The organism is Acetobacter fallax (genome assembly GCF_011516735.1).
Classification (GTDB): Bacteria; Pseudomonadota; Alphaproteobacteria; order Acetobacterales; family Acetobacteraceae; genus Acetobacter; species Acetobacter fallax.
Genome location: NZ_WOSX01000029.1, coordinates 1 through 24,073, shown reverse-complemented (window position 1 = coordinate 24,073; position 24,073 = coordinate 1). Strand labels below are relative to the sequence as shown.

At 60.6% G+C, this 24,073-nt stretch carries 24 protein-coding genes; 14 read left to right on the top strand and 10 right to left on the bottom strand.

What is annotated here, in order from left to right; genetic code table 11:
• Nucleotides 1-2 precede the first annotated feature (2 nt).
• The 3 genes from ribH (at nucleotide 3) to mtnK (ending at nucleotide 2,868) form a co-directional block, all read left to right on the top strand.
• Nucleotides 3-485 carry a 6,7-dimethyl-8-ribityllumazine synthase gene (ribH, locus tag GOB85_RS13300; protein WP_173577968.1) on the top strand — a complete coding sequence of 161 codons (483 nt, stop codon included), beginning with the start codon at nucleotides 3-5 and terminating at the stop codon, nucleotides 483-485.
• Nucleotides 486-595: 110 nt separating this feature from the next.
• Nucleotides 596-1,606, top strand: coding sequence for a flippase-like domain-containing protein (locus GOB85_RS13295; protein ID WP_173577969.1), 1,011 nt, complete (start codon nucleotides 596-598; stop codon nucleotides 1,604-1,606).
• Between the two features lie 53 nt (nucleotides 1,607-1,659).
• Nucleotides 1,660-2,868, top strand: coding sequence for an S-methyl-5-thioribose kinase (gene mtnK / locus GOB85_RS13290; protein WP_173577970.1), 1,209 nt, complete (start codon nucleotides 1,660-1,662; stop codon nucleotides 2,866-2,868).
• A 51-nt stretch (nucleotides 2,869-2,919) separates the two neighbouring features.
• Here the strand turns inward: mtnK and GOB85_RS13285 are convergent, their stop codons facing one another.
• The 3 genes from GOB85_RS13285 to GOB85_RS13275 are packed head-to-tail and all read right to left on the bottom strand — an operon-like array spanning nucleotide 2,920 to nucleotide 5,085.
• Nucleotides 2,920-3,963, bottom strand: a complete 1,044-nt coding sequence (locus GOB85_RS13285) for an asparaginase (protein WP_338421735.1) — start codon at nucleotides 3,961-3,963, stop codon at nucleotides 2,920-2,922.
• Nucleotides 3,956-4,501, bottom strand: a complete 546-nt coding sequence (locus tag GOB85_RS13280) for a hypothetical protein (protein WP_173577971.1) — start codon at nucleotides 4,499-4,501, stop codon at nucleotides 3,956-3,958. Before GOB85_RS13280 ends, GOB85_RS13285 begins: the two co-directional genes overlap by 8 nt.
• A 29-nt stretch (nucleotides 4,502-4,530) precedes the next feature.
• Nucleotides 4,531-5,085, bottom strand: a complete 555-nt coding sequence (locus tag GOB85_RS13275) for a transcriptional repressor (protein ID WP_173577972.1) — start codon at nucleotides 5,083-5,085, stop codon at nucleotides 4,531-4,533.
• Nucleotides 5,086-5,190: 105 nt separating this feature from the next.
• On the opposite strand from GOB85_RS13275, the gene GOB85_RS13270 reads away from it, so the two are divergent.
• The 8 genes from GOB85_RS13270 (at nucleotide 5,191) to GOB85_RS13235 (ending at nucleotide 12,268) form a co-directional block, all read left to right on the top strand.
• Nucleotides 5,191-6,087: a metal ABC transporter solute-binding protein, Zn/Mn family gene (locus GOB85_RS13270; protein WP_173577973.1), complete on the top strand. Its 897-nt coding sequence runs from the start codon at nucleotides 5,191-5,193 to the stop codon at nucleotides 6,085-6,087.
• 44 nt (nucleotides 6,088-6,131) lie between these two features.
• A complete protein-coding gene (locus tag GOB85_RS13265) occupies nucleotides 6,132-6,869 on the top strand; it encodes an ATP-binding cassette domain-containing protein (RefSeq protein ID WP_173577974.1) in 738 nt (245 codons plus the stop codon).
• Nucleotides 6,869-7,651, top strand: a complete 783-nt coding sequence (locus tag GOB85_RS13260) for a metal ABC transporter permease (RefSeq protein ID WP_173577975.1) — start codon at nucleotides 6,869-6,871, stop codon at nucleotides 7,649-7,651. Before GOB85_RS13265 ends, GOB85_RS13260 begins: the two co-directional genes overlap by 1 nt.
• A 110-nt stretch (nucleotides 7,652-7,761) precedes the next feature.
• Entirely contained in the window at nucleotides 7,762-8,148 is a 387-nt protein-coding gene (locus tag GOB85_RS13255) for a hypothetical protein (RefSeq protein WP_338421737.1), read from the top strand.
• Nucleotides 8,149-8,651: 503 nt separating this feature from the next.
• Nucleotides 8,652-9,338 carry a Fe2+-dependent dioxygenase gene (locus GOB85_RS13250; protein ID WP_173577976.1) on the top strand — a complete coding sequence of 229 codons (687 nt, stop codon included), beginning with the start codon at nucleotides 8,652-8,654 and terminating at the stop codon, nucleotides 9,336-9,338.
• 197 nt (nucleotides 9,339-9,535) lie between these two features.
• The gene (locus GOB85_RS13245) at nucleotides 9,536-10,690 is read left to right on the top strand and encodes an SMP-30/gluconolactonase/LRE family protein (RefSeq protein ID WP_173577977.1); all 1,155 of its coding nucleotides are present in this window, start codon (nucleotides 9,536-9,538) and stop codon (nucleotides 10,688-10,690) included.
• A gap of 278 nt (nucleotides 10,691-10,968) precedes the next feature.
• Nucleotides 10,969-11,178, top strand: coding sequence for a hypothetical protein (locus GOB85_RS13240; protein ID WP_173577978.1), 210 nt, complete (start codon nucleotides 10,969-10,971; stop codon nucleotides 11,176-11,178).
• A gap of 310 nt (nucleotides 11,179-11,488) precedes the next feature.
• Nucleotides 11,489-12,268 (top strand): tetratricopeptide repeat protein, encoded by a 780-nt coding sequence (locus tag GOB85_RS13235; RefSeq protein ID WP_173577979.1) that lies wholly within the window; start codon nucleotides 11,489-11,491, stop codon nucleotides 12,266-12,268.
• Between the two features lie 200 nt (nucleotides 12,269-12,468).
• Here GOB85_RS13235 and GOB85_RS13230 read toward each other — a convergent pair whose 3' ends face one another.
• The 4 genes from GOB85_RS13230 to GOB85_RS13215 form a co-directional block, all read right to left on the bottom strand.
• Nucleotides 12,469-13,425 carry an alpha/beta hydrolase gene (locus GOB85_RS13230; RefSeq protein WP_173577980.1) on the bottom strand — a complete coding sequence of 319 codons (957 nt, stop codon included), beginning with the start codon at nucleotides 13,423-13,425 and terminating at the stop codon, nucleotides 12,469-12,471.
• Nucleotides 13,426-13,707: 282 nt separating this feature from the next.
• Complete coding sequence (locus GOB85_RS13225; protein ID WP_173577981.1) at nucleotides 13,708-13,965, bottom strand: hypothetical protein; 258 nt, start codon at nucleotides 13,963-13,965, stop codon at nucleotides 13,708-13,710.
• The gene (locus tag GOB85_RS13220; RefSeq protein WP_173578999.1) at nucleotides 13,913-14,089 is read right to left on the bottom strand and encodes a hypothetical protein; all 177 of its coding nucleotides are present in this window, start codon (nucleotides 14,087-14,089) and stop codon (nucleotides 13,913-13,915) included. The genes GOB85_RS13225 and GOB85_RS13220 overlap by 53 nt, the downstream gene beginning before the upstream one ends.
• A 365-nt stretch (nucleotides 14,090-14,454) precedes the next feature.
• The gene (locus GOB85_RS13215; RefSeq protein ID WP_173577982.1) at nucleotides 14,455-15,243 is read right to left on the bottom strand and encodes an SDR family NAD(P)-dependent oxidoreductase; all 789 of its coding nucleotides are present in this window, start codon (nucleotides 15,241-15,243) and stop codon (nucleotides 14,455-14,457) included.
• 421 nt (nucleotides 15,244-15,664) lie between these two features.
• On the opposite strand from GOB85_RS13215, the gene GOB85_RS13210 reads away from it, so the two are divergent.
• From GOB85_RS13210 to GOB85_RS13200, 3 genes are all read left to right on the top strand, one after another.
• A complete protein-coding gene (locus GOB85_RS13210; RefSeq protein WP_173577983.1) occupies nucleotides 15,665-17,011 on the top strand; it encodes an anthranilate synthase component I family protein in 1,347 nt (448 codons plus the stop codon).
• Nucleotides 17,012-17,107: 96 nt separating this feature from the next.
• The gene (locus GOB85_RS13205) at nucleotides 17,108-17,911 is read left to right on the top strand and encodes an aminotransferase class IV (RefSeq protein ID WP_173577984.1); all 804 of its coding nucleotides are present in this window, start codon (nucleotides 17,108-17,110) and stop codon (nucleotides 17,909-17,911) included.
• A gap of 91 nt (nucleotides 17,912-18,002) precedes the next feature.
• A complete protein-coding gene (locus GOB85_RS13200) occupies nucleotides 18,003-18,749 on the top strand; it encodes a M15 family metallopeptidase (protein WP_173577985.1) in 747 nt (248 codons plus the stop codon).
• 558 nt (nucleotides 18,750-19,307) lie between these two features.
• On the opposite strand, the gene GOB85_RS13195 is transcribed toward GOB85_RS13200, so the two are convergent.
• The 3 genes from GOB85_RS13195 to GOB85_RS19700 all read right to left on the bottom strand — a co-directional run bounded on the left by GOB85_RS13195 (nucleotide 19,308) and on the right by GOB85_RS19700 (nucleotide 23,842).
• The gene (locus GOB85_RS13195) at nucleotides 19,308-21,569 is read right to left on the bottom strand and encodes a xanthine dehydrogenase family protein molybdopterin-binding subunit (protein ID WP_173577986.1); all 2,262 of its coding nucleotides are present in this window, start codon (nucleotides 21,567-21,569) and stop codon (nucleotides 19,308-19,310) included.
• Between the two features lie 228 nt (nucleotides 21,570-21,797).
• The gene (locus tag GOB85_RS13190) at nucleotides 21,798-22,826 is read right to left on the bottom strand and encodes an FAD binding domain-containing protein (protein WP_173577987.1); all 1,029 of its coding nucleotides are present in this window, start codon (nucleotides 22,824-22,826) and stop codon (nucleotides 21,798-21,800) included.
• Entirely contained in the window at nucleotides 22,823-23,842 is a 1,020-nt protein-coding gene (locus tag GOB85_RS19700; RefSeq protein WP_338421738.1) for a 2Fe-2S iron-sulfur cluster-binding protein, read from the bottom strand. The genes GOB85_RS13190 and GOB85_RS19700 overlap by 4 nt, the downstream gene beginning before the upstream one ends.
• Nucleotides 23,843-24,073: the final 231 nt, after the last annotated feature.

Below are 24,073 nucleotides of genomic sequence, written 5' to 3'. Positions count from 1 at the left end.
TTATGAGTACCTGTTCACCAGCATCTATTCCTGACCTGAGCCTTTCACCGGCTCCTCGCCTTGCGCTGGTTGTAAGTCGTTTCAATGAAGATATTACAGGCGGTCTGCGTCAGGGGACTATCGAATGGTTGTCAGAACATGGGATAAGTATTGCAGAGGATGACTTTTTTCCGGCTCCGGGTGCGTTTGAACTGCCTTTGCTTGCGCAGACACTTGCCCGCAGTGATCGATACGAAGGCGTGATATGCTTAGGCTGTGTTATTAAGGGTGATACAGCCCATTTCGAGTTTATCAGTCTCGGTGCGACTATTGGCATTATGCAGGCCTCTCTGGCCACAGAAACACCCGTCGCATTTGGTATTCTCACGACGTATACCGAGGCGCAGGCTGTAGAGCGGTCTCGGGAAGACATCCATAACAAGGGACGGGAAGCGGCTGCGGCTTGTGTTGAATCCATAGCATTACTCCGCAGGATTAAAGGCTGAACGATAACTGTCAGAAGGTTTTCTTATTTCGCTCTTTTGCCGGATCTCTGAGTATGATGGATCAGTGGTTACCCTGAGGTGATAATCCCGGACAAGGAATGTGGGGCTGCATGAAACGATTGACCATCCTTGCGGCCGGTTTTGGCGTTGGTCTGACAGTGTGGATGCTGGTCCGGTTTGGGGTCGGTTCGATCCTGGGACTGATTGCCGCTGGTGGATGGGGCATCGTTCTGGCGATCGTTTTTCATGGTTTGCAGGTCTTTTTATCGGCTTCATCATGGTGGGTGATCGGTGGCAGGCAGGTGCAGGATGGAGCCGTCCTGAATCTGTGGGATTATTTTCTTCTCCGCTGCGTGCGTGAAGGGGTGAATAACCTGCTTCCTGTCGCGCAGGTTGGTGGTGAGGTGGTATCGGCACGTCTTCTTGCGCATCGCGGGATGGGTATGCGCCGGGCGGCGGCTGCGACGATCTGTGACCTGACAGTCGAACTGCTGACGCAGGTGATGTTCACTATCGTCGGGCTGGCAGTGCTTTTGTGTCTGGTCAAACGGTCGGCAACCACGGACGAACTTGTTGAAAGCGGGTTCGTTGTTCTGCTGATTGGTGTCGGAATTTTTGGAAGTCAGTGGTTCGGGGTGGTCTCCGTCATTGAAAAACTGCTGGTCAGACTTTCAGCGCATCTTGGATGGACTGGTGTTGACGGAATCCGTGGGCTGCATGAGGAGATCATGTTGCTTTACAGAACATCATCGCGGACAGTGATTGCCGGGGTGGCGCAGTTTGCCGGCTGGTCCCTCGGAGCGGTTGAAGTCTGTATTATCCTGCATTTTCTTGGGCATGATCGCTCGCTTGCGGCCGGGTACGTTATCGAAAGTGTTGGTCAGATTGCCAAATCAGCGGCGTTTGCTGTGCCGGGCGGTCTGGGCGTGTCGGAAGGAGGTTACGTTCTGGTGGGAAGTCTGTTTGGGATGCCTCCGACGGTCTCAATTGCTTTATCCCTTATCAAGCGGCTGCGGGAAATTGCATGGGGTTTGCCTTCACTCGTCACATGGCATTGGCTTGAGAGCAATTGGCGCCCGCATGTCGGGATCAGTTCAACTTCGGGTGCTCATCAGCAATAATTGCGTCTTGATTATACACGTTGTCTTCAGATCCGATGGCAGGAAACAGGTTTGTGGTGCAGTATTATGAAACCCTGACGACCAGTGGTGTCCGGTTGTTCCTGGCGCGGCATGATGCTCTGGTTGTTCGTCTTGGCGGCGAGTCTGGTCAGTGGGATGTGCAGGAAGTCAGTGATGGCAATCTGAATCTTGTTTTTCTTGTGCATGGTCCGGCAGGGTCGGTCTGTGTGAAACAGTCACTGCCACATGTTCGGGTCGATCCGAACTGGCAGATGCCTCTTGATCGTACTGAATTTGAAGCGGCCTGGCTGCGCAGAGTCGCGCAGATCGAGCCGGAACGGGTGCCGGTATTTCTGCTATTTGATTCTGATATGTTTGTGCTTGTCATGGAGTGTCTCGATAACTTTGTGACATTGCGTCAGGCCGTGGGAAACGGTGGTGATGCTGTGGAGCCTTCGCGTGTGATTGCGGAATTTGTCGCACGCACAGCATTTTTTTCGTCATTTCTGGCGCGAAAGCTGGAAGACGTGATGCCAGATCTTTCGTTCTTTGCGAAAAACACGACTTTGACGCGGATTACTTTTGATCTCGTGCTGTCAGATCCCTTTCGTCCGCATTGTCGTAACCACTGGCTGAAGGAACTGGACCGCGACGTTGCCGAGCTTCAGAATGACGAAGCGGTGCTGCTTGCCGTAGCGTATCTGCAACAGCGTTTTCTGGCATCCCCTCAGGCACTTTTACATGGTGATCTGCATAGCGGATCGATCATGGTTCGTGGCGACGATGTCCGTGTCATTGATGGGGAATTTTCTCTTTATGGGCCGATCGGCTTTGATTGTGGTCTGTATCTTGCCCATTTGGTTCTGGCATGGGCTGCTGCTCCATCGGCTCCGAGGAGGGCTCATATTGTCGATGCCATTGACATTTTCTGGGCAGAGTTTCGGAAGGCTTTTCTCGCTTTATGGCAGGCTGAGGTGCCCGGAGGGGATCTGTGCTCCCGGGCGACATTTTCTGTTTATCCGTCCCTGTTGCGTTTGGAGCAGGAACAATATCTCGATAGTGTCTTTTCTGACATGGTCGGGTTTGCTGCAGCAGAGATTATCCGGCGTATTATCGGATATGCACAGGTTACTGATTTCGACTGGTTGCAGACAACATCCGAAAAAGCAGAGAGGCAGCGGGATGCTCTTGTTTTTGCCGCAAACCTCCTGAGGAAGGCACCGCAATCGCCGGAAGAGGTTTCTGCGCGATTGCGTATCTGATCAGGTAATACATTTCAGGGTTGGAATAAAAAACTGTCTGCATCCGGGAAATTATATCTCGCTCACAGGAGTCAGGTGCGCTGAAGCGCGAATTTCACCTATGAGGATATCGTTCCAGTTCCGAAGTTCTTTTCGGGTAAGGTCGTTCAGGACTGGATTTGTTGCAAAATCACTGCCTCCGAAACGACGGAGGAGAGCGGCCATGGCGGCTTCAGCGCCACGCAGAGCTCCGTCCTGGCACTTGATTGCGATGCCCAGCCCTGTCTGTGGCAGACTTGCGATCAGCACACCTTCTGCGCCGATTTTAGTAAAAGCTTTTGTGCCGAGTTCCTGCATGACGCGCGTGTCGAAACCGCCTGTGCCACTGATCATGAAGGGCGCTGCGGCAACGGCTTTGCGCAGGCGGCTGGCACTGGTGGCGCGGTCGGAGGAAAGAGTTTTTCCTGTTCCGAATCTGGCGAAGGCGAGAGCCAGGGCCCGGAGCGGGATAGCGTAGGTCGGGATGGAGCAGCCATCGATGCCGCGGTTGGCGGCAGTATGCGGAATGCCAGTTATTTCGGCCAGAGTCCGGGTGACGCGCTGCATGATCGGGTGTTCGGGGGAGATATAGCCTGTCGGGTCGATGTTTTCGGCACAGGCAGTGCAGATGAAACCAGCGTGTTTGCCTGAGCAGTTGTTATGGAGTGCGCAGGGGGCGATGCCAGTGGCAGCGAGAGCGCGGGTTGCCGCGGCGTTTGTTGGCCAGTGGACTCCGCATTCCAGAGAAGCCTCGTCGCGACCCGCACGTTCGAGCATCTGGCGTGCGGTTGCGGCATGTTCGGGCTCGCCACGGTGGGAGGCGCAGGCGAGCGCGAGTTCCTGGTCGGTGAGGTTGTAATGATCAGCAGCGCCTGATTCCACGAGGGAAAGTGCCTGGAGAGCCTTGGTTGTTGAGCGGGGATAGACAGGGGTTTCGATGTCACCGAGAGACAGGAGGATGCTTCCACTGTCGTCGACGACAGCGACTGAGCCGAAATGGATGGATTCAACGCGTCCTCCTCGCAGGACTTCGGCGAGAGGGACGGCTGTTCTGATTGCAGATGGTGTTTCAGTCACTCAGCCTGTCTCCTGTGAGCAGATAATGTCTTTTGCCTGGCTGCTGCGGTGCATCCGGATCGGTTTCAATGACGCTTCTGACGAGGCTGCGTCTGAGGCGGAAGATGGTCGGTTCACCTGCTTCCATGTCATCGTCTGGTCCGTCTTCGTCGAAATGAGCCAGCCATGAGGTGACAGCGCCGGCTTCGCGCAGAATGGGAGGTTCGTCGGCGTTCGGGATAAGACCGTTTGCATGAGCTTCGCGGGCTCCCCCGGTGTCGTCAGTGCAGTAATATAGCCAGTGGTCGAGTGTGTTGCTGCTTGCTGTAGCAATAAATTGCCTGATCCGGACCGGGGAGAGGACAAAGTAAACGGGCTCGGTGGTTTTGTGCTCCGGTAAGTTCGGTTCAGGCGGACCGGCGGGCAGTATGGGGGCTGAGGGGGGAGCTGAAAACAGATCGGGGTGGTCAGGTTGGGATATCGGGCCTCCGGGGAGGAGCGGCTTCCCTGCTGATCGCGGCTCTGCCGGTCTGATTTCTGTTTCGATGAGATCAAACACGCCTTGCAAGGGGCTCCGGTGCCGGGCCATCAGCGGGATGTCCGCCGGCTTTCTTTACTCTGATCCGGGCCTGCTGCTGGCGGTGTTGCGCTGCAGGAAGCGCAGACGCCCTCGATTTCGATAGTGGATTGTCGCACTCTGAAGCCGACATTTTGTGAAGCTTCGAGAATGGCTGAGAGAATAGTCGGCTCTTCCAGTTCGGTGACATGAGAGCACAGGCCGCAGATCAGGAACTGGGTTGCGTGGATGCCGTTGCTGTCATGGCTGTGATCATGATCGAGTGTGTGCGTGCAGGGCACGAAAGAGGATAAACGCTCAATTTTGTGGATCAGCCCGGTTTCGAGAAGAAAATCGAGAGTTCGGTAAACGGTCGGCGGTGCGGCGCCCGGGTGACTGGTTTGCAGACGATCAAGCAGGTCGTAGGCACCAAGTGGCTGATCCGAGGTGAGCATGATGCCGAGAATCTGGCGGCGCAGTGCCGTAAGTTTGACGTTTTTTGCGGCACACAGGCGGTCGGCACGGTCGAGGAGTCTCTCCGTGCGGTCGGAAAAACGGTCCAGGGCTGGAATGGGCGTTTTCGTCATGCTGTCTGGTATTGTAGGGCATGTTGGAAGCGCTGCCCATCCCTGCCGTCCGGATGGCTGTTTTGAGTTGATATAATATAACATTCTCTCTACAGGCTCGTGCCCATGTGGCTGTCCCGGTTTGTGGTCCGATCCCTGTTTTTTTGTGTTGTCATGCAGGCGCCTGTCGTTGCGCGTGCAGAGGGCGTGATGCCGGTGGTTGCCGCGGAGAATGTCTGGGGCGACGTGGCTGCGCAGATCGGTGGTCGGGATGTTTCTGTAACCAGTATTATCAGTTCGCCGGACATTGATCCTCATCTTTTTGAGCCGACGCCAGGGACGGCGAGGGCGATTGCCGGGGCGGCGATCGTCATTGCCAATGGTGCCGGGTTTGATCCGTGGGTGGACCGGCTGGTTCTGGCGCGTCCTCAGGATCAGGGCACGCGGTTTATTCGTGTAGCTGACGTGGTGGGCTGGCGCGACGGCGACAATCAGCATTTGTGGTTCGATCCGGACAATGTGGCGAAGGTTGCGGTTGCTTTCGCGGCGGCGTTGCATGGCGCCGGATCCGGGTCTGGTGTCGATGAACGCGTTTCCTCGCTGGGTCATGATGTGGTGGCGCTGGATGAGCGGATAGCGACGATGCGGCGCCGGTTTGCCGGGATGCGGGTTTCCGCGACGGAGCCACTTCTGGGCCATCTGGCTTCGGCCCTGGGACTGGTGATGGAGGATGATGCTTTCCAGCTTGCTGTGATGAATGATGTCGAGCCTGGACCTGCGGAGGTGGCGCGGTTTGAGAGTGGTCTGCGTGGGGGGCGGCTGCGGGTTCTCATTTATAACGAGCAGACGGTGACACCGTCTGCATCGCGGCTTCTGGGGATTGCTCATCAGGTTGGGGTGCCCTGCGTTGCTGTTACGGAGACTTTGCCGCCCGGACTGCACTGGCAGGGATGGATGACGCATATCCTTGATTCGCTTGAAAAGGCACTGGAACAGCCAGTTGGGGCTGGCAGAGCGCAGTGATAAAAGCACCGGGGAGGCGCGGGAGTGCGGTTTGCTGTCGTGGAGTGACGCTTGATGTGGGCAGCCACGCGATTTTGTCGGATATCAGTCTGACCGTTGAGGCCGGAAGTTTTGTAGGGCTGTTTGGTCCGAACGGGGCGGGGAAGACGACATTTCTGCGGGCGTTGCTTGGTCTGGTACAGGTTGAGAGTGGCGACATCATGCTGTTTGGCGATGCTGTGACACGGGGAAGCCGCAGCATCGGGTATATGCCGCAGAGCCGGACGCCGAACGGGGCGACGCTGACCGGACGTGATTTGCTCGCGTCCGGATTTGATGGCGGAAAATGGGGCGTGCCGTGGGTTTCGCGTGCCGGTTATGCAGAAATCGAGGCGGTGCTGGAAGCGGTGGATGCCGTGTCGCTGGCGGACCGGCGGCTTGGGTCGCTCTCGGGCGGGGAGCGGCAGCGGTTGCTGATTGCGCAGGCGTTGCTGGGGTCGCCGCGTCTGCTGTTGCTGGATGAGCCGCTGGCCAGTCTGGATCCGGCGCGGATGCGGGAGATGGCGCTTCTGCTGCGGGATGTGGCGCGGAAGCGGGAGATGACGGTGATCTGCTCGGCGCATGACATCAATCCGTTGATGGGGGTGATGGATACCGTGCTGTGTCTGGCGCGTGGTCAGGCGCGGATCGGGCCGGTGGATGAGGTGGTGACGAGTGAGGTGTTGTCGGCCTTGTACGGGGCGCCGGTGGAGGTGTGTCATGCACCGTCGGGCCGGGTTCTGGTGAGTGCGGACGGGCTCTGATGCTGGCTTATGACTTCATGCGCATGGCGTTCGCAGCTTCGGCCTGTGTGGCATTGCTGGCTGGCCCGGTGGGCTGGTTTCTGGTGCTTCGGGGGCAGAGTTTCGCGGGGCATGCGCTGTCTCATATTGCCTTTGCCGGAGCGGCAGGGGCGGCGCTGGCCGGGATCTCGCCGCTGGCGGGGCTGCTTGGAGCAGCGGTTGTGGCTGGCGGGGCGATGGGGCTGACAGGTCGCGACACGGGAGAGCGGGATGTGGCGATCGGGATGGTGTTGTCGCTGGCCATGGGTTTCGGGGTGTTGTTTCTGCATTTGCTGACGCGGTCTGCGGCTACGGCGACGGCGCTGCTGTTTGGTAATGTGCTGGGGGTGAGCGGGGGGATGCTGGCCTCGCTGGCGGCTTCGGCGGTGGCGGGGCTGGTGGTTCTGGGGCTGTTGTCGCGGCCGCTGCTGTTTGCCAGTTTGCAGCCGGAACTGGCGGAGGCGCGGGGTGTCAGTCTGCGGCTGGTCTCGACGCTGTTTCTGATGCTTGTGGGGGCGGCGACAGCGGAGTGTGCCCAGATTACCGGCGTGCTGCTCGTCTTTACGCTGATGGTGGGACCAGGGGCGGCGGCGCAGCGGATGGGGCTGGCGCCGCCAGTCGGCATTCTGTGTGCGACCGGGCTGGCGCTGGGCGAGGCCTGGGGTGGGCTGACGCTGTCATGGTGGACGGACTGGCCGGTTTCTTTCTGGATTGCCGTGCTTAGCGTGGTGGTCTTTTTACTGGCGGGGCTGCGCCGCTTGTGACAGTGCAGTTCTGACATGAGGTTTGTGACGGGGTGGTTTGTTGCCTGTCCGGCGAAAACCGGGTGAGAATGATCTGTGATGTCTGGCGACTGGCTGAGAAGGATGGGACAGTGAGACGCAAATTGCTGTGGCGTGGATGTGGTGCGGCGCTTCTGGTCTGTCTGATGGCCGGGCCGGTTCTGGCTCAGCCGCCGGGTGGTGGCGGAGACGGCGGTGGCGGTGGTGGCGAAGGGGGCGACGACGACAAATCGGGGCCGGACATGCATGCGATGGCATCGCGCATCAATGCGACGCGGGTGCGGAAGGATTACAGCTATATCAGCCGTCCGGCGGGAGATCGGATTCAGGAACAGCCTGATCTGGACCGGCTGCTGTTCTGGTCGAAGGACGGCAAGCCTGACGGGTATGCGCAGCGGCGTGGAGACAGTGTGATCTATTACGACTCTGCCGGTCGTGCGTCCCGGGTGCAGCATCTGGCTCCTGGCCAGGGTGACTGATTTCGGGGACTTCTGTTCGGCTGGTTTTCCGGAACGGGCAGGGGGTTCGGTGGCGGGTGTAATGGGGGCTGTTGTGACATTCCTGGCACGTTTATTTATTTCGGAATGAGTGTGTTGCGGGCTGGCTCCTGGTGATGCTGCGGAGGTGACGGGCATTGTGGCCTCTGGTGTGGTGGGTCTGACAGGGTTTCTGACGCAAACGAGAAAGCAGAGATGTCCCCGCCCTGGTGCGGGGATTTTTGTTTGTTGCCGGGCGTATGAAACTGTTTGGGATGTTGCCGGGACGTTTGGATACGGGGGTGAAAAGTCCGGAGTTTTATGGACTTTTTTGTTTCGGATCTGAATCGGTGATGGCGAGGCTGACGGGCTGTCCGGTGCGGATGCCCGGGCGGTGTGGGTGACGCTTTATGGATGCGGGCCGGAGTGTGTTGCCTGAAAGTGTCTGACATGGTGCTTACAGAATGGTTGTTGTCGCTTTGCGAGGCGGTCAGGGGGAAACGAAAATGTTGCTTCATATTCCGGATGTGCTGACGAAAGAGGAACTGGCGCGCTGTTGTTCTGTTCTGGAGGCTGCATCCTGGGGCGATGGAAAGGTGACGGCGGGACAGCAATCGGCTCGGGCGAAGAATAATCTTCAGTTGCCTCTGAATCATCCTGAGCATCGGGAACTGGCGGAACTTATTTTGCGGGCATTGGGGCGGAATGTGTTGTTTAACAGCGCAGTGATTCCGCTGCGTGTCGTGCCGCCGCTTTTCAATCGTTATGATGTGGGCATGGAGTTTCGGGCTCATGTGGACAATGCGGTGCGTCCGGTCCCGGACTCCGGCGGATTGCGGATCAGGACGGATGTGTCATCGACACTGTTTCTGACCGATCCTGACGAATATGATGGTGGGGAACTGGTGATTTACGATGAGTCCGGGACGCGGGAGGTGAAACTGCCCGCGGGAGACATGATTGTTTATGACACGACGGTCCTGCATTCTGTGCAGCCGGTAACGCGGGGGAGCCGCTGGGCGTCTTTTTTCTGGACGCAGTCGATGGTGCGTGAGGACAGTCAGCGGCGTCTTCTGTTCGATTTTGATCAGAGGATTATGGATTTGCGGTCACGGCTGCCGGATGATGATGTGGCAGTCTTGGGGCTGGTGAATGTTTATCATAACCTGATGCGGCAGTGGTGCGATCTTTAAGGGGTTTTCGGGCAGGTGTTTCCTGCTCTGACGCTGTTTCGGGCTGATGCGTCTGTCATCGGGACCGGAAAGACGGGATGTATCGTGAAGGCTGGTATGCTGACGGTTCAGACCGGAAATGGTTACGGGGTATCAGGGTGACGGAAAAAACGAATTCTGAACGGATTTTTCAGACTGGCAGGAGGTCAGTCTGCGCGATGTTTGCCGGGGTACTGGCTGGTTTTGAAAAAGCGAGCGCCAGAGGGCCTGCGTCTGAGGCTGTTGCTGTTGTCACACCGCCGGATGTTGTGAGTGCGCCGCCCCGGATGTGGGGGGACGGGGCGCCGGTGGGATATGCGCCTGATCCGGATATTATTGTCGAAGATCCGTCTTTTCGTGATCTGCTCTATGGGAATGCGTTGTTGACGCAGGCCTGGCGGGGGGATGTGAAATGGCTGGAGGGGCCGGCCTGGTGTGTTGAGGGGCGGTTTCTGCTGGTCAGTGATGTGATTGGCAGTGTGCAGTATCGGTATTCCGACAATGAGCGCACGATGGCGGTGTTTCGGAAGGAAAGTTATCATTCAAACGGGAATACGTTTGATGCGGACGGTCGGCTGATAAGCTGCGAGCACGGATTGAGGCGGGTCATCCGGTGGGAACATGACGGGCGGTGCCAGGTGCTGGCGGATGCCTGTGAGGGGAAGCATCTGAATTCTCCGAATGATGTGGTGGTTCATCCTGATGGGGGCGTGTGGTTTACCGATCCGCCATTTGGCGACCGGTTGTGGGAAGGGCATCCTGATGCGCCGGCTGGTCCCGGCGGCGGGACGGTGCGGTGGGATCTGGATGCCGAAGTTCTGACGGAGATGGGGGGCAGGGTTTCGCAGCCGGGGCGGGTTTATCGGGTTGATCCGAAAACGGGTGAGGTCGCGGCGGTTCTTTCCGAAGGGCAGCTGTTCGGGCCGAACGGTCTTTGTTTTTCGCCTGACGGGAAGACGCTTTATGTGGTGTCGAGCGGGCGGAAGGGGGGCGGGGCGAATGAGGCTTTTCCCATTTATGCATTTGATGTTTCGGCCGGGATGTTGTCGGGGCAGCGTGTGTTCTGTGACATGATGGTGGGTGGTCGGGCGCTGATCGCTGACGGGGTTCGGGCGGATGTGGCGGGGAATATCTGGGTGGGGACGAGTGGTCCGGTCGGGCTTTGCGGGGTGCTGGTTTTTAATCCGGCGGGAAAACGGATCGGGCGGTTGCGTCTGCCGCGCGGGATTTCCAATCTGACGTTTGGCGGGACGCAGCGGGACCGGTTGTTTATGTGTGCTCAGGATGCGATTTTTACGCTGGATGTCGCGACGCAGGGCGCGGGATTTTCCTGAGGCCAGTTGGTCTGACAAACGTGGATCAAAGGGTCTGCGACCCTTTACGGGTTCGGGCAGAGCCCAGGCTTTTGGTGTGAAACATTCCCGATTTTCTGTGGTTGTCCTGCTTCAGGGCGTTGCCCTGGGACCCGGCAGAGGCTCTGTTATCGTTCCGTGTTGATCTGTGATTTTTCAAAGGGTTAGCAGAATCCGGGCTCTGCCCGGATGCTCTCATCGACAGGTCAGTCTTCACAACCTCTGGTATTACCTGCCGGAACTTTATTCCGGAATCGGAGATGGTGATCGAAGCTCTGCCGGAAGGCCGGGATGTTGTGCTCCGGGGCAATAATTTCGATACAACTCTGACGGCAGACGCGGTTCCGGGTCTTTCGCCCTGCATCATCAGCTTTACTGAAGCTGGTTTGCGGGAGAATGCGGAGAAATTCGTGCACATGGATATGGTGAGTCAGCCGTTCAGACCTTTGGGATCTGCGGTTATTGGGTGACTCCGGAAGGTGCCCGGACTTTCATCAGGACCTGTGTTCCGATCAGGGAGGTGAGTTATGTCCACTTTGGGATCAACCGGGAGGTTTCGAATGGTGGGATCGATCATATTATGTCCTGTCATTGCAGGGACATGGACTCTTGTGTGAGTTTTCCTCATCTGTGCATCACGAAGAACGATAAGGCAGTTTCAGCGATTTCGCCTGTTCGCTGATGTGCGTGGTGTCAGGGCGGAGGAGAGTCTGTCGCTTGCCTGGGCAGAGTTGAGATGATAATGCGATTGTCTCGCAATAACATCTGGCAGGCTGTTTCATGTTTTCCGCCCTGCGTCGTTCCGCGCGGCCTCGGGTCGGGCGGGGGCCGCTTCCTGAGCATATTGAGGCGATCCGGATCGGGGCGCTGAAGGGTGATCCTCTGGCGCAGGTTCAGTGGGGTCAGGCGCTGCTTGATTGTGAGTATATGGCCAGCGATCCGAAGGCGGCGATGGGCTGGTTTTCCATTGCGGCGGATGCGGGGTTCGGGCCGGCGCATAATATGCTGGGGCGGTGTCATCATTTCGGGCGGGGGTGCGGGAAGGACCTGGCGCTGGCGGCGGTGCATTACGGGCGGGCTGCCGCGCTTGGGGATGAGTGGGGGCGGTATAATCTTGGCATTCTGACGTTACGCGGGCTGGGGATGCCGGCGGACCGGGCGCGGGCTTTTGCGCTGTTCAGCGAGGCGGCGGGGAAGGGTCATGCGAAATCCATGAACATTCTGGGCCGGTTTCTTGAGGAGGGCTGGGAGACGGAGCGGAACCCGGCGGCGGCGCTGGAATGGTATCGGCGCTCGGCTGAGGGTGGGGATTATCGCGGGCAGCATAATTATGCGACGGCGCTGGCGGAAGCGGGGCTGGTTGACGAGGCTCTGGGCTGGTGGCGGAAAGCGGTTGTGGATGCGACGTCTGACATTCTGCTGGCGATGGACCGGTCGCTGGAGCAACTGGGGGCGGACGGAGATGATGTGTTGCGGGCGCGGGTCCGGGAGCGGCTGATGGAAATGGGGATTGATGTGCCGGGTGATGCGGCTGGCGGGGACTCACGGACCGCTGGCTGATGACCGGGGTTTGCCGGTCGGGGCTGTGGGGGGGGGGGGGGGATACAGTCTTATGCGAGCTTTCTCCCCTGTGCATCACGAAGAACGACAAGACTGTTTCGACGATTTCGCCCGTTTACTGAGTGCTGACCGGGGGCTCAGGGCTGACGAGGTCAGGCCCTGAGATGATGGAGGCTGTAAGGGCCTGTTTCGGGGGAGTGTCAGAGGTTCAGGGTGCGTTTGAGGGCGGCGCAGTAGGAATCCATGAAGCGTTCTGAGAGTTCGGCCCCGGGCACGAACATATCGAACACATGGTAGGCGCCGGGGACGACGGAGACTTCGGTCGGGACGCTGGCGGCCATCAGACGGGTGGCATAGTCCAGATCCTCGCACAGGAAGAGATCCATTGAGCCGACGCCGATGAAGGTGGGGGGCAGGCCTGTGAGGTCTGTCGCGCGGGCGGCGGAGGCGTAAGCGGGTGTTTTATCGCCGCCGGCGGCGTCACCAAGATAGGCCTGCCAGGCGAATTTGTTCGCGGAACGGGTCCAGACATATTCACCGAAAGCCGGGGGCGGATTCTGCTTTGTCGCTGTGCGGTCATCAAGCATCGGGTAGATCAGCACCTGATACGCGAGTTTGTATTCGCCTTTGTCGCGGGCCATCAGAGAGAGAGCGGCGCTGAGGCCGCCGCCGGCGCTTTCACCGGCGACCACGACCTTGTCGCGGTTGATGCCGAGGCGGGCGGCGTTGTCATGGACCCATTTCAGCACGGCGTAACAGTCTTCGATGGCGCCGGGATATTTCACTTCCGGGGCCAGGCGATAATCGACCGAGAAGATGTGCATGCCGAGGCGGCTGGCGAGGATCTGGCATTTGGGATCATCGACTTCCGGGTGTCCGGAGACGAGACCGCCGCCGTGGATATAGACCATGGCGGGCGCATCGGGGGTGGTTTTGCGAGGGCTCCAGGACAGAACGCGGACATCAGGGGCGTTGTTGAGGCCTGGAATATAGTTTTCCGTGCTCTCGACGTCAGGTGAGGGCCTGCCCTCTATGAGGCGGACGGCGGTGAGGAAAATTTCACGCACTTCTGGGAGTGAGCGCTCCGAGAGGCCATCGAAAGACGGCATTTTCGCCAGAACGGGAAGAAATTCCGGATTTACGACATTCTTTGGCATAATCGTGTGATTTCCATTTTGTGGATTTTGCGGACCGGAGACTGATCCGTCTGGGCGATCATCGGTGTGGTGGATTTGGGAGGCTATGATGTATGTCACTGAACAGACAGACATAGTGAATGTAATTTATTCATCGTGTATAATATATGCCTTATAAATATCATCTGTTATTCGAATAAAATTCAGTTTTGTAACGATTTTACCTGCTGTAATTCTGGTTTTTTAATGGATTTTCTGGTGTGGTGTATCCTTTTTTACGGGGAGATTGTGGTTTGCCGGGGATCAGCCGAAGCGGAACCCGGAGATGGATTTTCCCGGGGCGTGGCCATGGAAATCCACGATGCCCGGTTCACCGGTCGCGGCACCTGCGGCGACCATGAGCGGCAGGAGATGATCCTCATGCGGGTGTGCATCGCGCGCCGATCGTTGACGCCCGTTCCACCAGAGCGGCGTCACGACGGGCCGGATCAGGCATGACCGCCCGCAGTCAGGCGTCGAACGCTTCAGCGTCAGGGTCCGATGCGCGTCCGAAAAAGCCATTCATGTTGTGGTAGCTCTGGCCACTGCTGATGATCAGCACGCCTTCGCGGCGCAGCGGGGTCAGGCCACGATCAGGAGCCAGATGAAATGCCGGATCAGGGTTCGTTGCATGACAGTTGCACAACAGGCACGTCCGCGTCGGGCATCATGACTTTGAAAGGGCTGGCGGAATCCGGGCTCTGCCCGGACCCGGCAGGGACCGCGGGCCCCTGCACTCCTCTTGATTAATAATAAAATGGTTTCCAAAGGCTCTGTTGTCGTTAAGTGTTGGTTCCTTCCCAGGGCTTTGCCCTGGAACTGACCAAAGGTCACAGACCTTTGGAAATATGCTTATTTATCAACAGATTGGGGTGAAGGGGTCCGCGACCCCTTCCGGGTTCGGGCAGAGCCCGATCTTTTTCTAACCCTTTGAAAAATCACAGATCAACACTTAACGACAACAGAGCCTTTGCAAAGGTCTGTGACCTTTGTCCGGGTTTGGGGCGGGGATCAGATGCTGCTGATCACGCCGCCATCGACGCGGACGGCGGCGCCGGTTGTGGCGGAGGCCTGGGGTGAGCAGAGATAGACGACCATATTTGCGACTTCTTCCACCGTTGCGGCGCGGCGGATGATGGAGGAGGGGCGGTGTTCCATGACGAACTCCGCCGCGACTTCCGTGATTGGTTTACCGGATTTTTCCTGAGCTGGTTTCAGCATCTGTTCGAGGCCTTCGGAGAGGGTCGGGCCGGGGAGGACGGAGTTTACGGTGACTCCGGTTCCGACCAGAGTTTCGGCGAGACCGCGGGCGATGGAGACCTGGGCGGTTTTGCTGAAGCCGTAATGGACCATCTCGACGGGAATGTTGAAGGCGGATTCAGATGAGATGAAGACGATGCGGCCCTGGTTCCTTGTTTTCATAGCCGGGGCGTAGGCGCGGGAGAGGCGGACACCGGACATGATGTTGATTTCGAAGAAGCGGGTCCAGTCTTCGTCGGGAATGTCGAAGAATTCTTTGGGTTCGAAAATGCCGAGATTATTGATGAGAATGTCACAGGTCGGGTGGGCTTTGATGAGGGCCGCGCATCCTTCGGCGGTGCCGAGATCGCCGGTGTAGCCGATGGCGGGGGCGGTGCCTGCGTCTGAGACGGCCTGGACGGCGCGTTCGACGGCATCGGCGCGGCGACCGTTGACCACGACCCGGGCACCGGCTGCGGCGAGGCCTTTCGCGATGGCGAGGCCGATGCCGCCGGTGGAGCCGGTGACGATGGCTGTGCGTCCTTTGAGATCGATCAGCATGTGTTTTCTCCAGTGAGGGTCCGGGTGGGTGGGGAGGGTACACGAAACGGGAGGATGTGACAGGGGGTTGGCCGGGTGCGTGCCCCGGGTGTCGTGTCCGGAGTGTCGTGTGTGGATGTTGTCGGCTGGTGTCAGGGCGGACGCTGTCAGGACCTGGCGGGGACTGCGGTTTTGTGCGTCCCGGTTTCGTTGCGTGAGAGGGTTTGCGGAGGTGTGCGCCATCTGGTGAGGCCGGGGCAGCCGGGCGGGGTGGCAGCGGCTCCGACATGGCCGGCGGCGCCGGGGACGAACTTACAGGATGGTTTCCTTCTGAGGCCGTGGGCTGGGATGATGGCAGGGGCTGGTTTCGCGGGCCGGCCGGTGTGCTTTTCCGGCGCGGTTTTTGTATCAGGGGTCTGGTGCCGGAAAGGGGTGTGCGGGGATGCGTGTCGGGGTGCGGGTGGTGGAGTTGGGCTGGGTTGAGCCCGGTGCTGCTTTGTCTGCGTTTGCGGGTGAGCCGTGGATAGCGTTTGCGGATAGTGGTGGGGATGCGGCCGGGGAGCGGGCGCGGTGGTCGTTTTTGTGTCCGTGGCCGGTAGAGACGCTGCTGTGTCGGGATGGCGGGGTATGGCGAAACGGGGAGGTGGTTTCGGGGGATGTGCGGGAGCATCTCCGGGAGATGCGGGCGCGGATTTGTGGTGATGACATCTCGGGATTGCCGTTTTCGGGTGGGGTGATCGGACTGGCGTCCTATGAGGCGGGGATGCGGCTGGAGGGTGTTGTATCGCGGCATCGGGCCGCGGGTGACCTGACCGCGCCTGAGCTTGTGGCGGCCTCTTATGAGGAGGCCTTGGTGTTTGACCGGCTGGAGCGGAGGGTCTGGTGGGTGAGCGGGCGGGGGAGGGGGGCGCCGGATTTGCGGGTGGTGGCCGGGGGTTTCGGCGCGGTTCCGTGGTTGTCGTTTCGGGCGGATATGGGGCGGGACGCGTGGCTTGAGGCGGTTCGGGAGGTTGTTCGGTTTATTGGCGCGGGGGATATTTTTCAGGCCAATCTGACGATGCGGTGGCAGGCGGAGGTGCCGGTCGGGTTTGATGACATGGCGGCTTATCTGGCGTTGCGGGAGGGGTCTCCGGCGCCGTTCGGGGCGTATTTGCGGACGCCGGGGTTTTCGCTGCTGAGTGCGTCGGTGGAGCGGTTTGTGTCGATGGCGGCGGACGGGGGAATTGAGACGCGGCCGATCAAGGGGACGGCGCCGTCGGGTGCGAGTGAGGCGGAGGCTGCGGGGTTTGCGGCAGCGCTGGCAGCTGATGAGAAAGAGAATGCTGAGAACCTGATGATTACGGATCTGATGCGCAACGACATTGGTCGGGTGTGTGAGATCGGGTCGGTGTCTGTGCCGCAATTATGCGGGGTGGAGCGGTTCAGGCATCTGCATCATCTGGTGTCGTGTGTGCGGGGGCGTTTGCGGGGTGGTCTGGATGCGGTGGATCTGTTGCGGGCGACGTTGCCGCCTGGGTCGGTGACGGGGGCTCCGAAGCGGCGGGCGATGGAGATTATTGACGCGCTCGAGGGATCGGCGCGGGGGGCGTATTGCGGGAGTGTGTTCCGGATCGGGCGGGACGGGGCGCTGGACAGTTCCGTTGTGATTCGCAGCATTTCACTGGTGGGGAGGCGGCTTTTGGTCGGGGCTGGCGGCGGGATTACCTGGTTATCTGATCCTGAGCGGGAGTATGAGGAGATGATGCTGAAGGTGGCGCCGTTGCTGGATGTGTTTTCCGGCGGGTGTTGACAGGTCGGACAGTCTGCCTGTGATGATCTTTGGGGGGCGGCCTGTTTGTCGGCTGACTGGTGTGCCGGATTTTGAGTTCCGGAGACGGAGGGCGACATGAGTCTCGTATGGCTGAACGGGCGGCTGCTGCCGGTTTCGGAAGCGCGGATTGATCCTTCGGACCGGGGGTTTCTTCTGGGGGACGGGCTGTTTGAGACGATGTGGCTGGTGGACGGGGTTGTGCCCCGGCTGGAGCGGCATCTGTCGCGGCTGGCGGACGGGTGTTCGGTTCTGATGCTGTCCTGTCCGGAGCCGGGGGTTTTGCGCGGTGCGATTGCGGATCTTGTGGATGCTCTCAGGGTTCGGAACGGGTCGCTACGGCTGACAGTGACGCGGGGGTGCGGGCCGCGCGGGGTGATGCCGCCCGGGGATGTTCGTCCGACGGTGTTGCTGACCTGGGCGCCGCCTGTATCGGGCGGGGCTGCGCGGACGATCCGGCTGGGGGTGAGCCGGTATGTGCGGGACGGGGCGTCGCCGCTGGCGCGGGTGAAGTCGCTGAATTATCTGCCTTCGGTGATGACGCGGATGGAGGCGGCGGCGGCGGGGTTTGACGATGCGCTGCTGCCGGGCGTCGGAGGCGTTGTGGCGGAGGCGAGTGCGGCGAATGTGGTGTTTCTGCTGGACGGGATGGTGGTGACGCCGCCGGTTGCGGACGGGGCGTTACCGGGGACGTCACGGGGGCGGTTGCTGGAGACGGGGTTTTGTTTTGAGGGATCGGTGCCTCTGGGGCGGCTGAAGGATGTGCGGGCGGCGTGGCTGGTTTCGGCGTTGTCGGTGGTTCCGGTCGGGGCGATCGGGGGGCGGGCGCTGGCGGGTGATGCGGGTCTGGAGATGGTAATACGGGCCTTGCTGTTTGGGTGATGCGGGTTTTAGTGTGATGATGGATTCGGTGTGGCAACATTCTGGAGCCGGGCGTTTGTGTCGGGTTATGGTGGCTGAAGAGAGTGACTGAATGAAAAAGTGTTTGCCGGGACTGGCTTTTGTTGTCTGTCTGTTTTCTGTCGGTGTGGTTCGGGCGGAGGAGAGTAATGTGGCGAAAGTCTTTCGTATTACGCCGGTCAGACCTGTAGCCGAACTGATGCGGGAGGCATTGCATGCTGAGGCGCCTGTGCCGGCGCCGGGCATGAGGGCGCCTGATCTGGTTGATCTTTCCGGGATTGCATCGGGTTTTCGTTTTGATGTTCGGTATGCCACGTCACGGAATTTTCTTGGGACGCCGGTTTATTCCTCGTCTCATGCTTTTATGGAGCGTCCGGCGGCGGAAGCTTTGGTGCGTGTTCTGGCGGTGCTTCGGTTGCAGGGATATGGGCTGCTGATTTTTGATGCTTACAGACCGTGGTATGTGACGAAGCTGTTCTGGGATGCGACGCCTCCGGACAAGCATAATTTTGTTGCGAACCCGGAGCCTGGCTCGATGCATAACCGGGGGTGTGCGGTTGATCTGACGTTGTATGACCTTCGCACCGGTCAGCCGGTTTCGATGCCGAGCGGGTATGATGAGATGACGGAACGGGCTTTTTCCGACTATCCGGGTGGAACGGCTGAGGAGCGGGCTTCGCGCGAAATTTTACGGAAAGCCATGGTGCAGGAAGGGTTTTTTCCGCTTCATGATGAGTGGTGGCATTTCGATTATAAGGACTGGAGTTTGTATCCGGTTCAGAATGTCCGGTTTGAGGATATTGGAAAATCCAGGCGCTGAGATGGGTCGGGTGATTGTTTTTCTGAAGAGATGAGGCTGGAGAGGCCGATATCGGGGTGAGATCCGCCGCCTGCGAGGCCGGGTTTCATGCTCCACTGATCGGGCGGCCCCTGCACCCCGGTTTGCTGATCATAAAACGGTTTGCAAAGGCGGGCCTTTGCCGGGTTCCAGGGCAGAGCCCTGCCACTCCCGCACCAGCCAGTCTCACACAGGTCAAAGGCCAGACCCTCTGGTATAATGTGTTGGCTCCTTCCCAGGGCTTTGCCCTGGAACCCACCAAAGGTCGCAGACCTTTGGAAACCATTTTATTGTCAACAGATCGGGGTGAAGGGGTCCGCGACTCCTTCCGGGTTCGGGCGGAGCCCGTGCTGCTACCGGACCTTTGAAAAATCACATGTGAAAACGTCATGATAACAGATCCCCTGTTTCAAAAAGCGGGAGTTGGGCAGAGGGCTGGGTGTTCCTGGAACATGTCTTTCAGATCACAGGTATGTTTCGTTTTCAGGGCTCTGCTCCGCTCCCCGGCAGGAGGGGCGGTTTATGGCCTGGTCCGGGGCGTCAGAGGGAGATTTCCGGAAGGTGGGGGAGGAGTTTGTCGGGGGTGATGGGGAAGTTGCGGATGCGGATGCCGGTGGCGTTGAAGATGGCGTTGCCGATGGCGGCCGGGGCGCCGCAGATGCCGACTTCGCCGATGCCTTTGATGTGCAGGGGGTTTGAGACGGGTTCATCTTCGGGGAGGAAGGTGGCGTCAATATGCGGGGCGTCGGCGTGGCTGGCGACGTGGTAATTTGCGAGATCACGGGCTGTGAACTGGCCGGATCGCGGATCGACGGGGTTGGCTTCGAACAGGGCAGCTGAAATTCCCCAGATCATGCCGCCGATGGCCTGGGAGCGGGCGGTGCGGGCGTTGAGGATGCGGCCGCAGGCGAAGACGCCGGTCATGCGGCGGACGCGGGTTTCGCCAGTGACAGCGCTGACGGCAACTTCGGCGAAATGGGCGCCGAAGGAAGCCTGTGACCAGTCTTTCGCCTCGTTGCCGGGTTTGATGCTGCCCTGGGTGGTGAGGCCGTCGCGGGGGACGAGTTGAGTGAGGGGGATGGTTTTTGTGCCGTTCGTGAGGCTGGCGTTTGAGAAGGAGAGTGTGCTGAGCGGGATGTTTGCGAGGGGACCATTCTCGGTGGTGGCGGTCCGGGCGAGGCGCAGGCGGAGGGTTTCGCAGGCGTTGTAGAGGGCGGAGCCGGCGCTTTCGGCCCCGAAGGAGCCGCCGGAGCCTGCGGCGGGCGGGAAATCGGTGTCGCCGATGGTGACGGTGATGCGATCGGGTGGGATGCCTGTGGCTTCGGAGGCAATCCGGGCGAGGATGGTGATGGTGCCGGTTCCCGGGTCGGTCATGGCCATGCGGACAGTGAGATGTCCTGTCTGGCTCAGGATGATTTCGGCCTGGGAGGGACGGACGAGGTTGTAGCGCATCGCTGACGCCATGCCGGTGCCGATGAGCCATTCGCCTTCGCGGTGCTGGCCAGGTGTGGGGTTGCGGGCGGACCAGTTGAAGCGGGTGGCGCCGGTGCGGAGACATTCGGCGAGTTTGCGGCTGCTGAAGGGGCGTTTCGCGGTCGGGTCGGTTTGTGTGTCGTTGGCGAGGCGGAGGGCGACGGGGTCCATTCCGAGAGTGTGGGCGATTTCGTCGAGACCACATTCGAGGGCGATCATGCCGACGGCGTCGCCGGGGGCGCGCATGGAGTCCGAGCGGGGGAGGTCGAGCTTGTTGAGCAGCGCTGAGGTGGTGATGGCATCGGCACCGTAGAGGCCGCGTGTGATGGTTGTTGTGTCTTCCACGAAGTTGTCGAAGGAGGCGCAGTGGGAGAGGGCGTCGTGGGCGATGGCGCGGAGGTGACCGTCACGCGCCGCGCCGATGCGGATGCGCTGGCGTGTGGCGGTGCGGTGGGTGGTGGCGGTGAACATCTGCTGCCGGGTCATGGCGACGCGGACGGGGCATTTCAGCATGCGGGCGGCGATGGCGGCGAGGAGGGCGTCATCGAACCAGGGGAGTTTGCCGCCGAAGCCACCGCCGACATAGAGGCCGACGATGCGGACCTGTTCGGGTTTCAGTTGCAGGGTGCTGGCGATGCCTTTCTGCGCGGAGTTGAGGATCTGGTTCGAGGTCCACAGGGTGACGTGTTCGCCGTTTGCGTCCCACAGGGCGGTGGTTGCGTGGGGTTCCATCTGGGCGTGGCTCTGGTGGGGGGTTTCGTAGGTGACGTCGAGTTTCGCGGCTGATGCCGCATAGCTGTTTCTGAAATCCCCGATACTGGTGCGGGTGGGTTTGAAGCCGTTCAGGGTTGGCGGGATGATGGCGGTTTTTTCGTCGAGTGTGACGGCGGGTGTTTCGGGTTCGTATGTCGCGCTGATGGTTTGCGCGGCGGCGCGGGCGGTTTCGAGCGTATCGGCGACGACGAGGGCGACGGGCTGTCCGAAGAAGCGGATGCGGTCATCGTGCAGGGCGGGCTGGGAGCGGGCGAAGCGGTCTCTGGCGACGAGAGGCCCCCAGTCGTTCTGGGGCGGGGCGTTGTCGCGGGTGAGGACGAGGCGGACGCCGGGGCTGGTTCGGGCCGCGGTTGTGTCGAGGCTGACGAGGCGGCCTTTCGCGATGGTGGAGAGCACCATGAAGCCGACAAGGGGGTGTGTCGGGCTGCCGATGCGGCGGGCAGTGTGTTCGTTGGCGTAGGGGGCGGTTCCGGTGACTTTGAGGGGGCCTTCGACGCGGTCGATGCCGGGGCCGAAGGGGGTGTCGAGCGGGGCTTTGGGGAGGGTGTCGGTCATCGGGCGGGACTCGCTGTCGGGGTTTGTGAGGAAGGCTCGGGGGCCGCCGGAGTGTGGGGGCTCCGGGTGTCATTATGTTTTACAAACCGGAGGGCGGGGGCCTCTGGTCCCTGCCGGGTTTGTGTGGAGCCCGGGGGATGGTTTGCCGGTGGGGTTGTCTGTCTGATGCGGCCGGGACGCTGCCCAGAGCCCGCCGGAGTTCCGGACACCGGACCGGAGTTGCATGGCTCAGGTTGCTCCGGACGGATCCATGGGGATGGGATTGCGGGCGGTGTGGGCGATGACGTGGGTGAGGGTCCGGCGGGCGAGGGGGATTTTGAAGTCGTTTTCGCCGTGGCCGCTGGCGCCGGCGAGGGTGAGGTCGGCGGCGCGGTTCAGGGCGTCGCGGGTGAGAGGCTGGTCGGCGAGGGCGGCTTCGGCGGCGGGGATGCGCCACGGTTTTGTGGCGATGCCGCCAAGGGCGAAGCGTGCGGAGCGGATATGGGGTGAGGCGTCGGGTGTCGGGTCGGCGTCGATGATCGCGGCGACAGAGACCAGCGCGAAGGCATAGGAGGCGCGGTCCCGGACCTTTCGGTAAACCTGGCGTCCGGGAGGCGGTGGCGGAAGGGTGAGGCCGGTGATGATGTCGCCGCGTTCGAGCCGTGTTTCGTGATCAGGGGTGTTGCCGGGCAGGAGATGGAAGTCGGCGATGGGGATGGTTCGGGTGGTGCCTGCGGCAGTGGTGACGTGGATGGTGGCGTCGAGCACGCGCAGGGCGACGGCCATGTCGGAGGGGTTGACGGCGATGCAGGAGGGGCTGCCGCCGAGGATGGCGTTCATGCGGTTGGGGCCATGCAGGGCGTCGCATCCGGCGCCGGGAGTGCGTTTGTTGCAGCGGGCGGCGGGGTCATAGAACGGGATGCAGCGGGTGCGTTGCAGGAGGTTGCCGCCGGTGGTGGCCATGTTGCGGATCTGGGGAGAGGCGCCGGAGAGGATGGCGCGGGAGAGCACCGGATAGTGCTGGCGGATGAGGGGGTGGGCGGCGAGATCGGCATTGGGGACGAGGGCGCCGATATGGACGGTGCCGTCGCTGGTTCGGGTCACGGTGTTCAGGTCAGGGAGGCGGGTGATGTCGATGATCTGGTCGGGGTTTATGAGCTCGGGTTTGGCGAGGTCGAGCAGATTTGTGCCGCCGGCGATTGGCATGGCCCCGGCCGGGGTGGCGCGTTTCGCGGCTTCGGCGACGGTGCTGGCGCGGGTGTAGGTGAAGGTTTTCATGCGGACTGTTCCGCGACGGTGCGGATGGCGTCGGCGATGTTGGGGTAGGCGCTGCAGCGGCAGAGATTGCCGGACATGCGCTCGCGCAGTTCGTCGTCGGTGAGTCCGGGGTGCGGATTGTCCGGGCTGGTGTGGAGGCTGGGGCTGCCGTTACGCCATTCGGCAAGCATGCCGGCGGCGGAGCAGATCTGGCCGGGGGTGCAGTAGCCGCACTGGAAGCCGTCGTGGTGAAGAAAGGCGGCCTGGAGCGGGTGGAGGTTGCCGGGCTGGCCGAGGCCTTCGATGGTGGTGATGCTGTCGCCTTCATGTCGGAGGGCGAGGGTGAGGCAGGAGAGGGTCCGGCGGCCGTTGACGAGGACGGTGCAGGCGCCGCACTGGCCGTGATCGCAGCCTTTTTTCGCACCGGTGAGTTCGAGGCGTTCGCGCAGCAGGTCGAGCAGGGTGGTGCGGTTGTCGACGGCGAGGCTGTAGCGGGTGGTGTTGATCGTCAGGCTGACGGCGGTGGTGGGGACGCCTGGTGGCGGGGGTGGTGTGGGGCCGGTTTCCGGGTGGGTGACGGGCCGGGTTTCGGCGCGGGTGCAGGCCAGCACGGTGGTGGCGGCACTGCCCTGGAGGATGGTGCGGCGGGGGATTCCGGAAGCGGTGCTGGTCATGGTTCGGGCGGGCCTTTCCGGGCGTGACGCGACGGGGGTGTAACGGGGGTTTTCGTCAGGAGCGTTGCCGGGGATGCATCCGGTGACGGGCTTCGGTTTGTTACGTGTGTGAGAGGAGCGGGTTGCCGTGTGGGCGGGCGGCTCACGCGGGTGTGAAGTTTTGTTTCTTTGTTCTGTATTCTTGTGAATATGGTGTTGCGGATGAGTCTGTGTTCGATCCGGGTGGGTGTGTGGAGAGGCTGACAACGATGTGACGGATGCCGGGGAGAGATCGTGCGTTGCTGGTGGTCGGTTTTCTGGCGGTGATTGTGTTGTCGTTTCTTTTGAGTGTGAGCCAGGTGTTTTCCGGCTGTTGAAGTTCATGGTGTATTATCCGGCGTATCGACGTGTCATGAAGGAGACTGGTTCGCCGGGGCATTGGCACGGGCGCTGGAATGTGACGCCGCAGGGTGGCTGTGGGCTGCCTGATGGACTTCTTTTCTCTTAGTGTCTGACCGAAAATGAGTTGAGTGATTTCAGCGGGTTATGATTCATGGGTTTGCGATAACCTGATGAGATCAAGATGGCCTGGACTGAAATCACCCGAGCGCAGTA

Coding starts and splice junctions, on each gene's coding strand:
- ribH (WP_173577968.1), top strand. CDS start 3: ATGAGTACCTGTTCACCAGCATCTATTCCTGACCTGAGCCTTTCACCG.
- GOB85_RS13205 (WP_173577984.1), top strand. CDS start 17,108: ATGAGTCTCGTATGGCTGAACGGGCGGCTGCTGCCGGTTTCGGAAGCG.
- GOB85_RS13225 (WP_173577981.1), bottom strand. CDS start 13,965: ATGGCTTTTTCGGACGCGCATCGGACCCTGACGCTGAAGCGTTCGACG.
- GOB85_RS13245 (WP_173577977.1), top strand. CDS start 9,536: ATGTTTGCCGGGGTACTGGCTGGTTTTGAAAAAGCGAGCGCCAGAGGG.
- GOB85_RS13240 (WP_173577978.1), top strand. CDS start 10,969: ATGGTGATCGAAGCTCTGCCGGAAGGCCGGGATGTTGTGCTCCGGGGC.
- GOB85_RS13190 (WP_173577987.1), bottom strand. CDS start 22,826: ATGAAAACCTTCACCTACACCCGCGCCAGCACCGTCGCCGAAGCCGCG.
- GOB85_RS13270 (WP_173577973.1), top strand. CDS start 5,191: ATGTGGCTGTCCCGGTTTGTGGTCCGATCCCTGTTTTTTTGTGTTGTC.
- GOB85_RS13275 (WP_173577972.1), bottom strand. CDS start 5,085: ATGACGAAAACGCCCATTCCAGCCCTGGACCGTTTTTCCGACCGCACG.
- GOB85_RS13250 (WP_173577976.1), top strand. CDS start 8,652: ATGTTGCTTCATATTCCGGATGTGCTGACGAAAGAGGAACTGGCGCGC.
- GOB85_RS13215 (WP_173577982.1), bottom strand. CDS start 15,243: ATGCTGATCGATCTCAAAGGACGCACAGCCATCGTCACCGGCTCCACC.
- GOB85_RS13200 (WP_173577985.1), top strand. CDS start 18,003: ATGAAAAAGTGTTTGCCGGGACTGGCTTTTGTTGTCTGTCTGTTTTCT.
- GOB85_RS19700 (WP_338421738.1), bottom strand. CDS start 23,842: ATGAACTTCAACAGCCGGAAAACACCTGGCTCACACTCAAAAGAAACG.
- GOB85_RS13295 (WP_173577969.1), top strand. CDS start 596: ATGAAACGATTGACCATCCTTGCGGCCGGTTTTGGCGTTGGTCTGACA.
- GOB85_RS13195 (WP_173577986.1), bottom strand. CDS start 21,569: ATGACCGACACCCTCCCCAAAGCCCCGCTCGACACCCCCTTCGGCCCC.
- GOB85_RS13210 (WP_173577983.1), top strand. CDS start 15,665: ATGCGTGTCGGGGTGCGGGTGGTGGAGTTGGGCTGGGTTGAGCCCGGT.
- GOB85_RS13235 (WP_173577979.1), top strand. CDS start 11,489: ATGTTTTCCGCCCTGCGTCGTTCCGCGCGGCCTCGGGTCGGGCGGGGG.
- GOB85_RS13230 (WP_173577980.1), bottom strand. CDS start 13,425: ATGCCAAAGAATGTCGTAAATCCGGAATTTCTTCCCGTTCTGGCGAAA.
- GOB85_RS13260 (WP_173577975.1), top strand. CDS start 6,869: ATGCTGGCTTATGACTTCATGCGCATGGCGTTCGCAGCTTCGGCCTGT.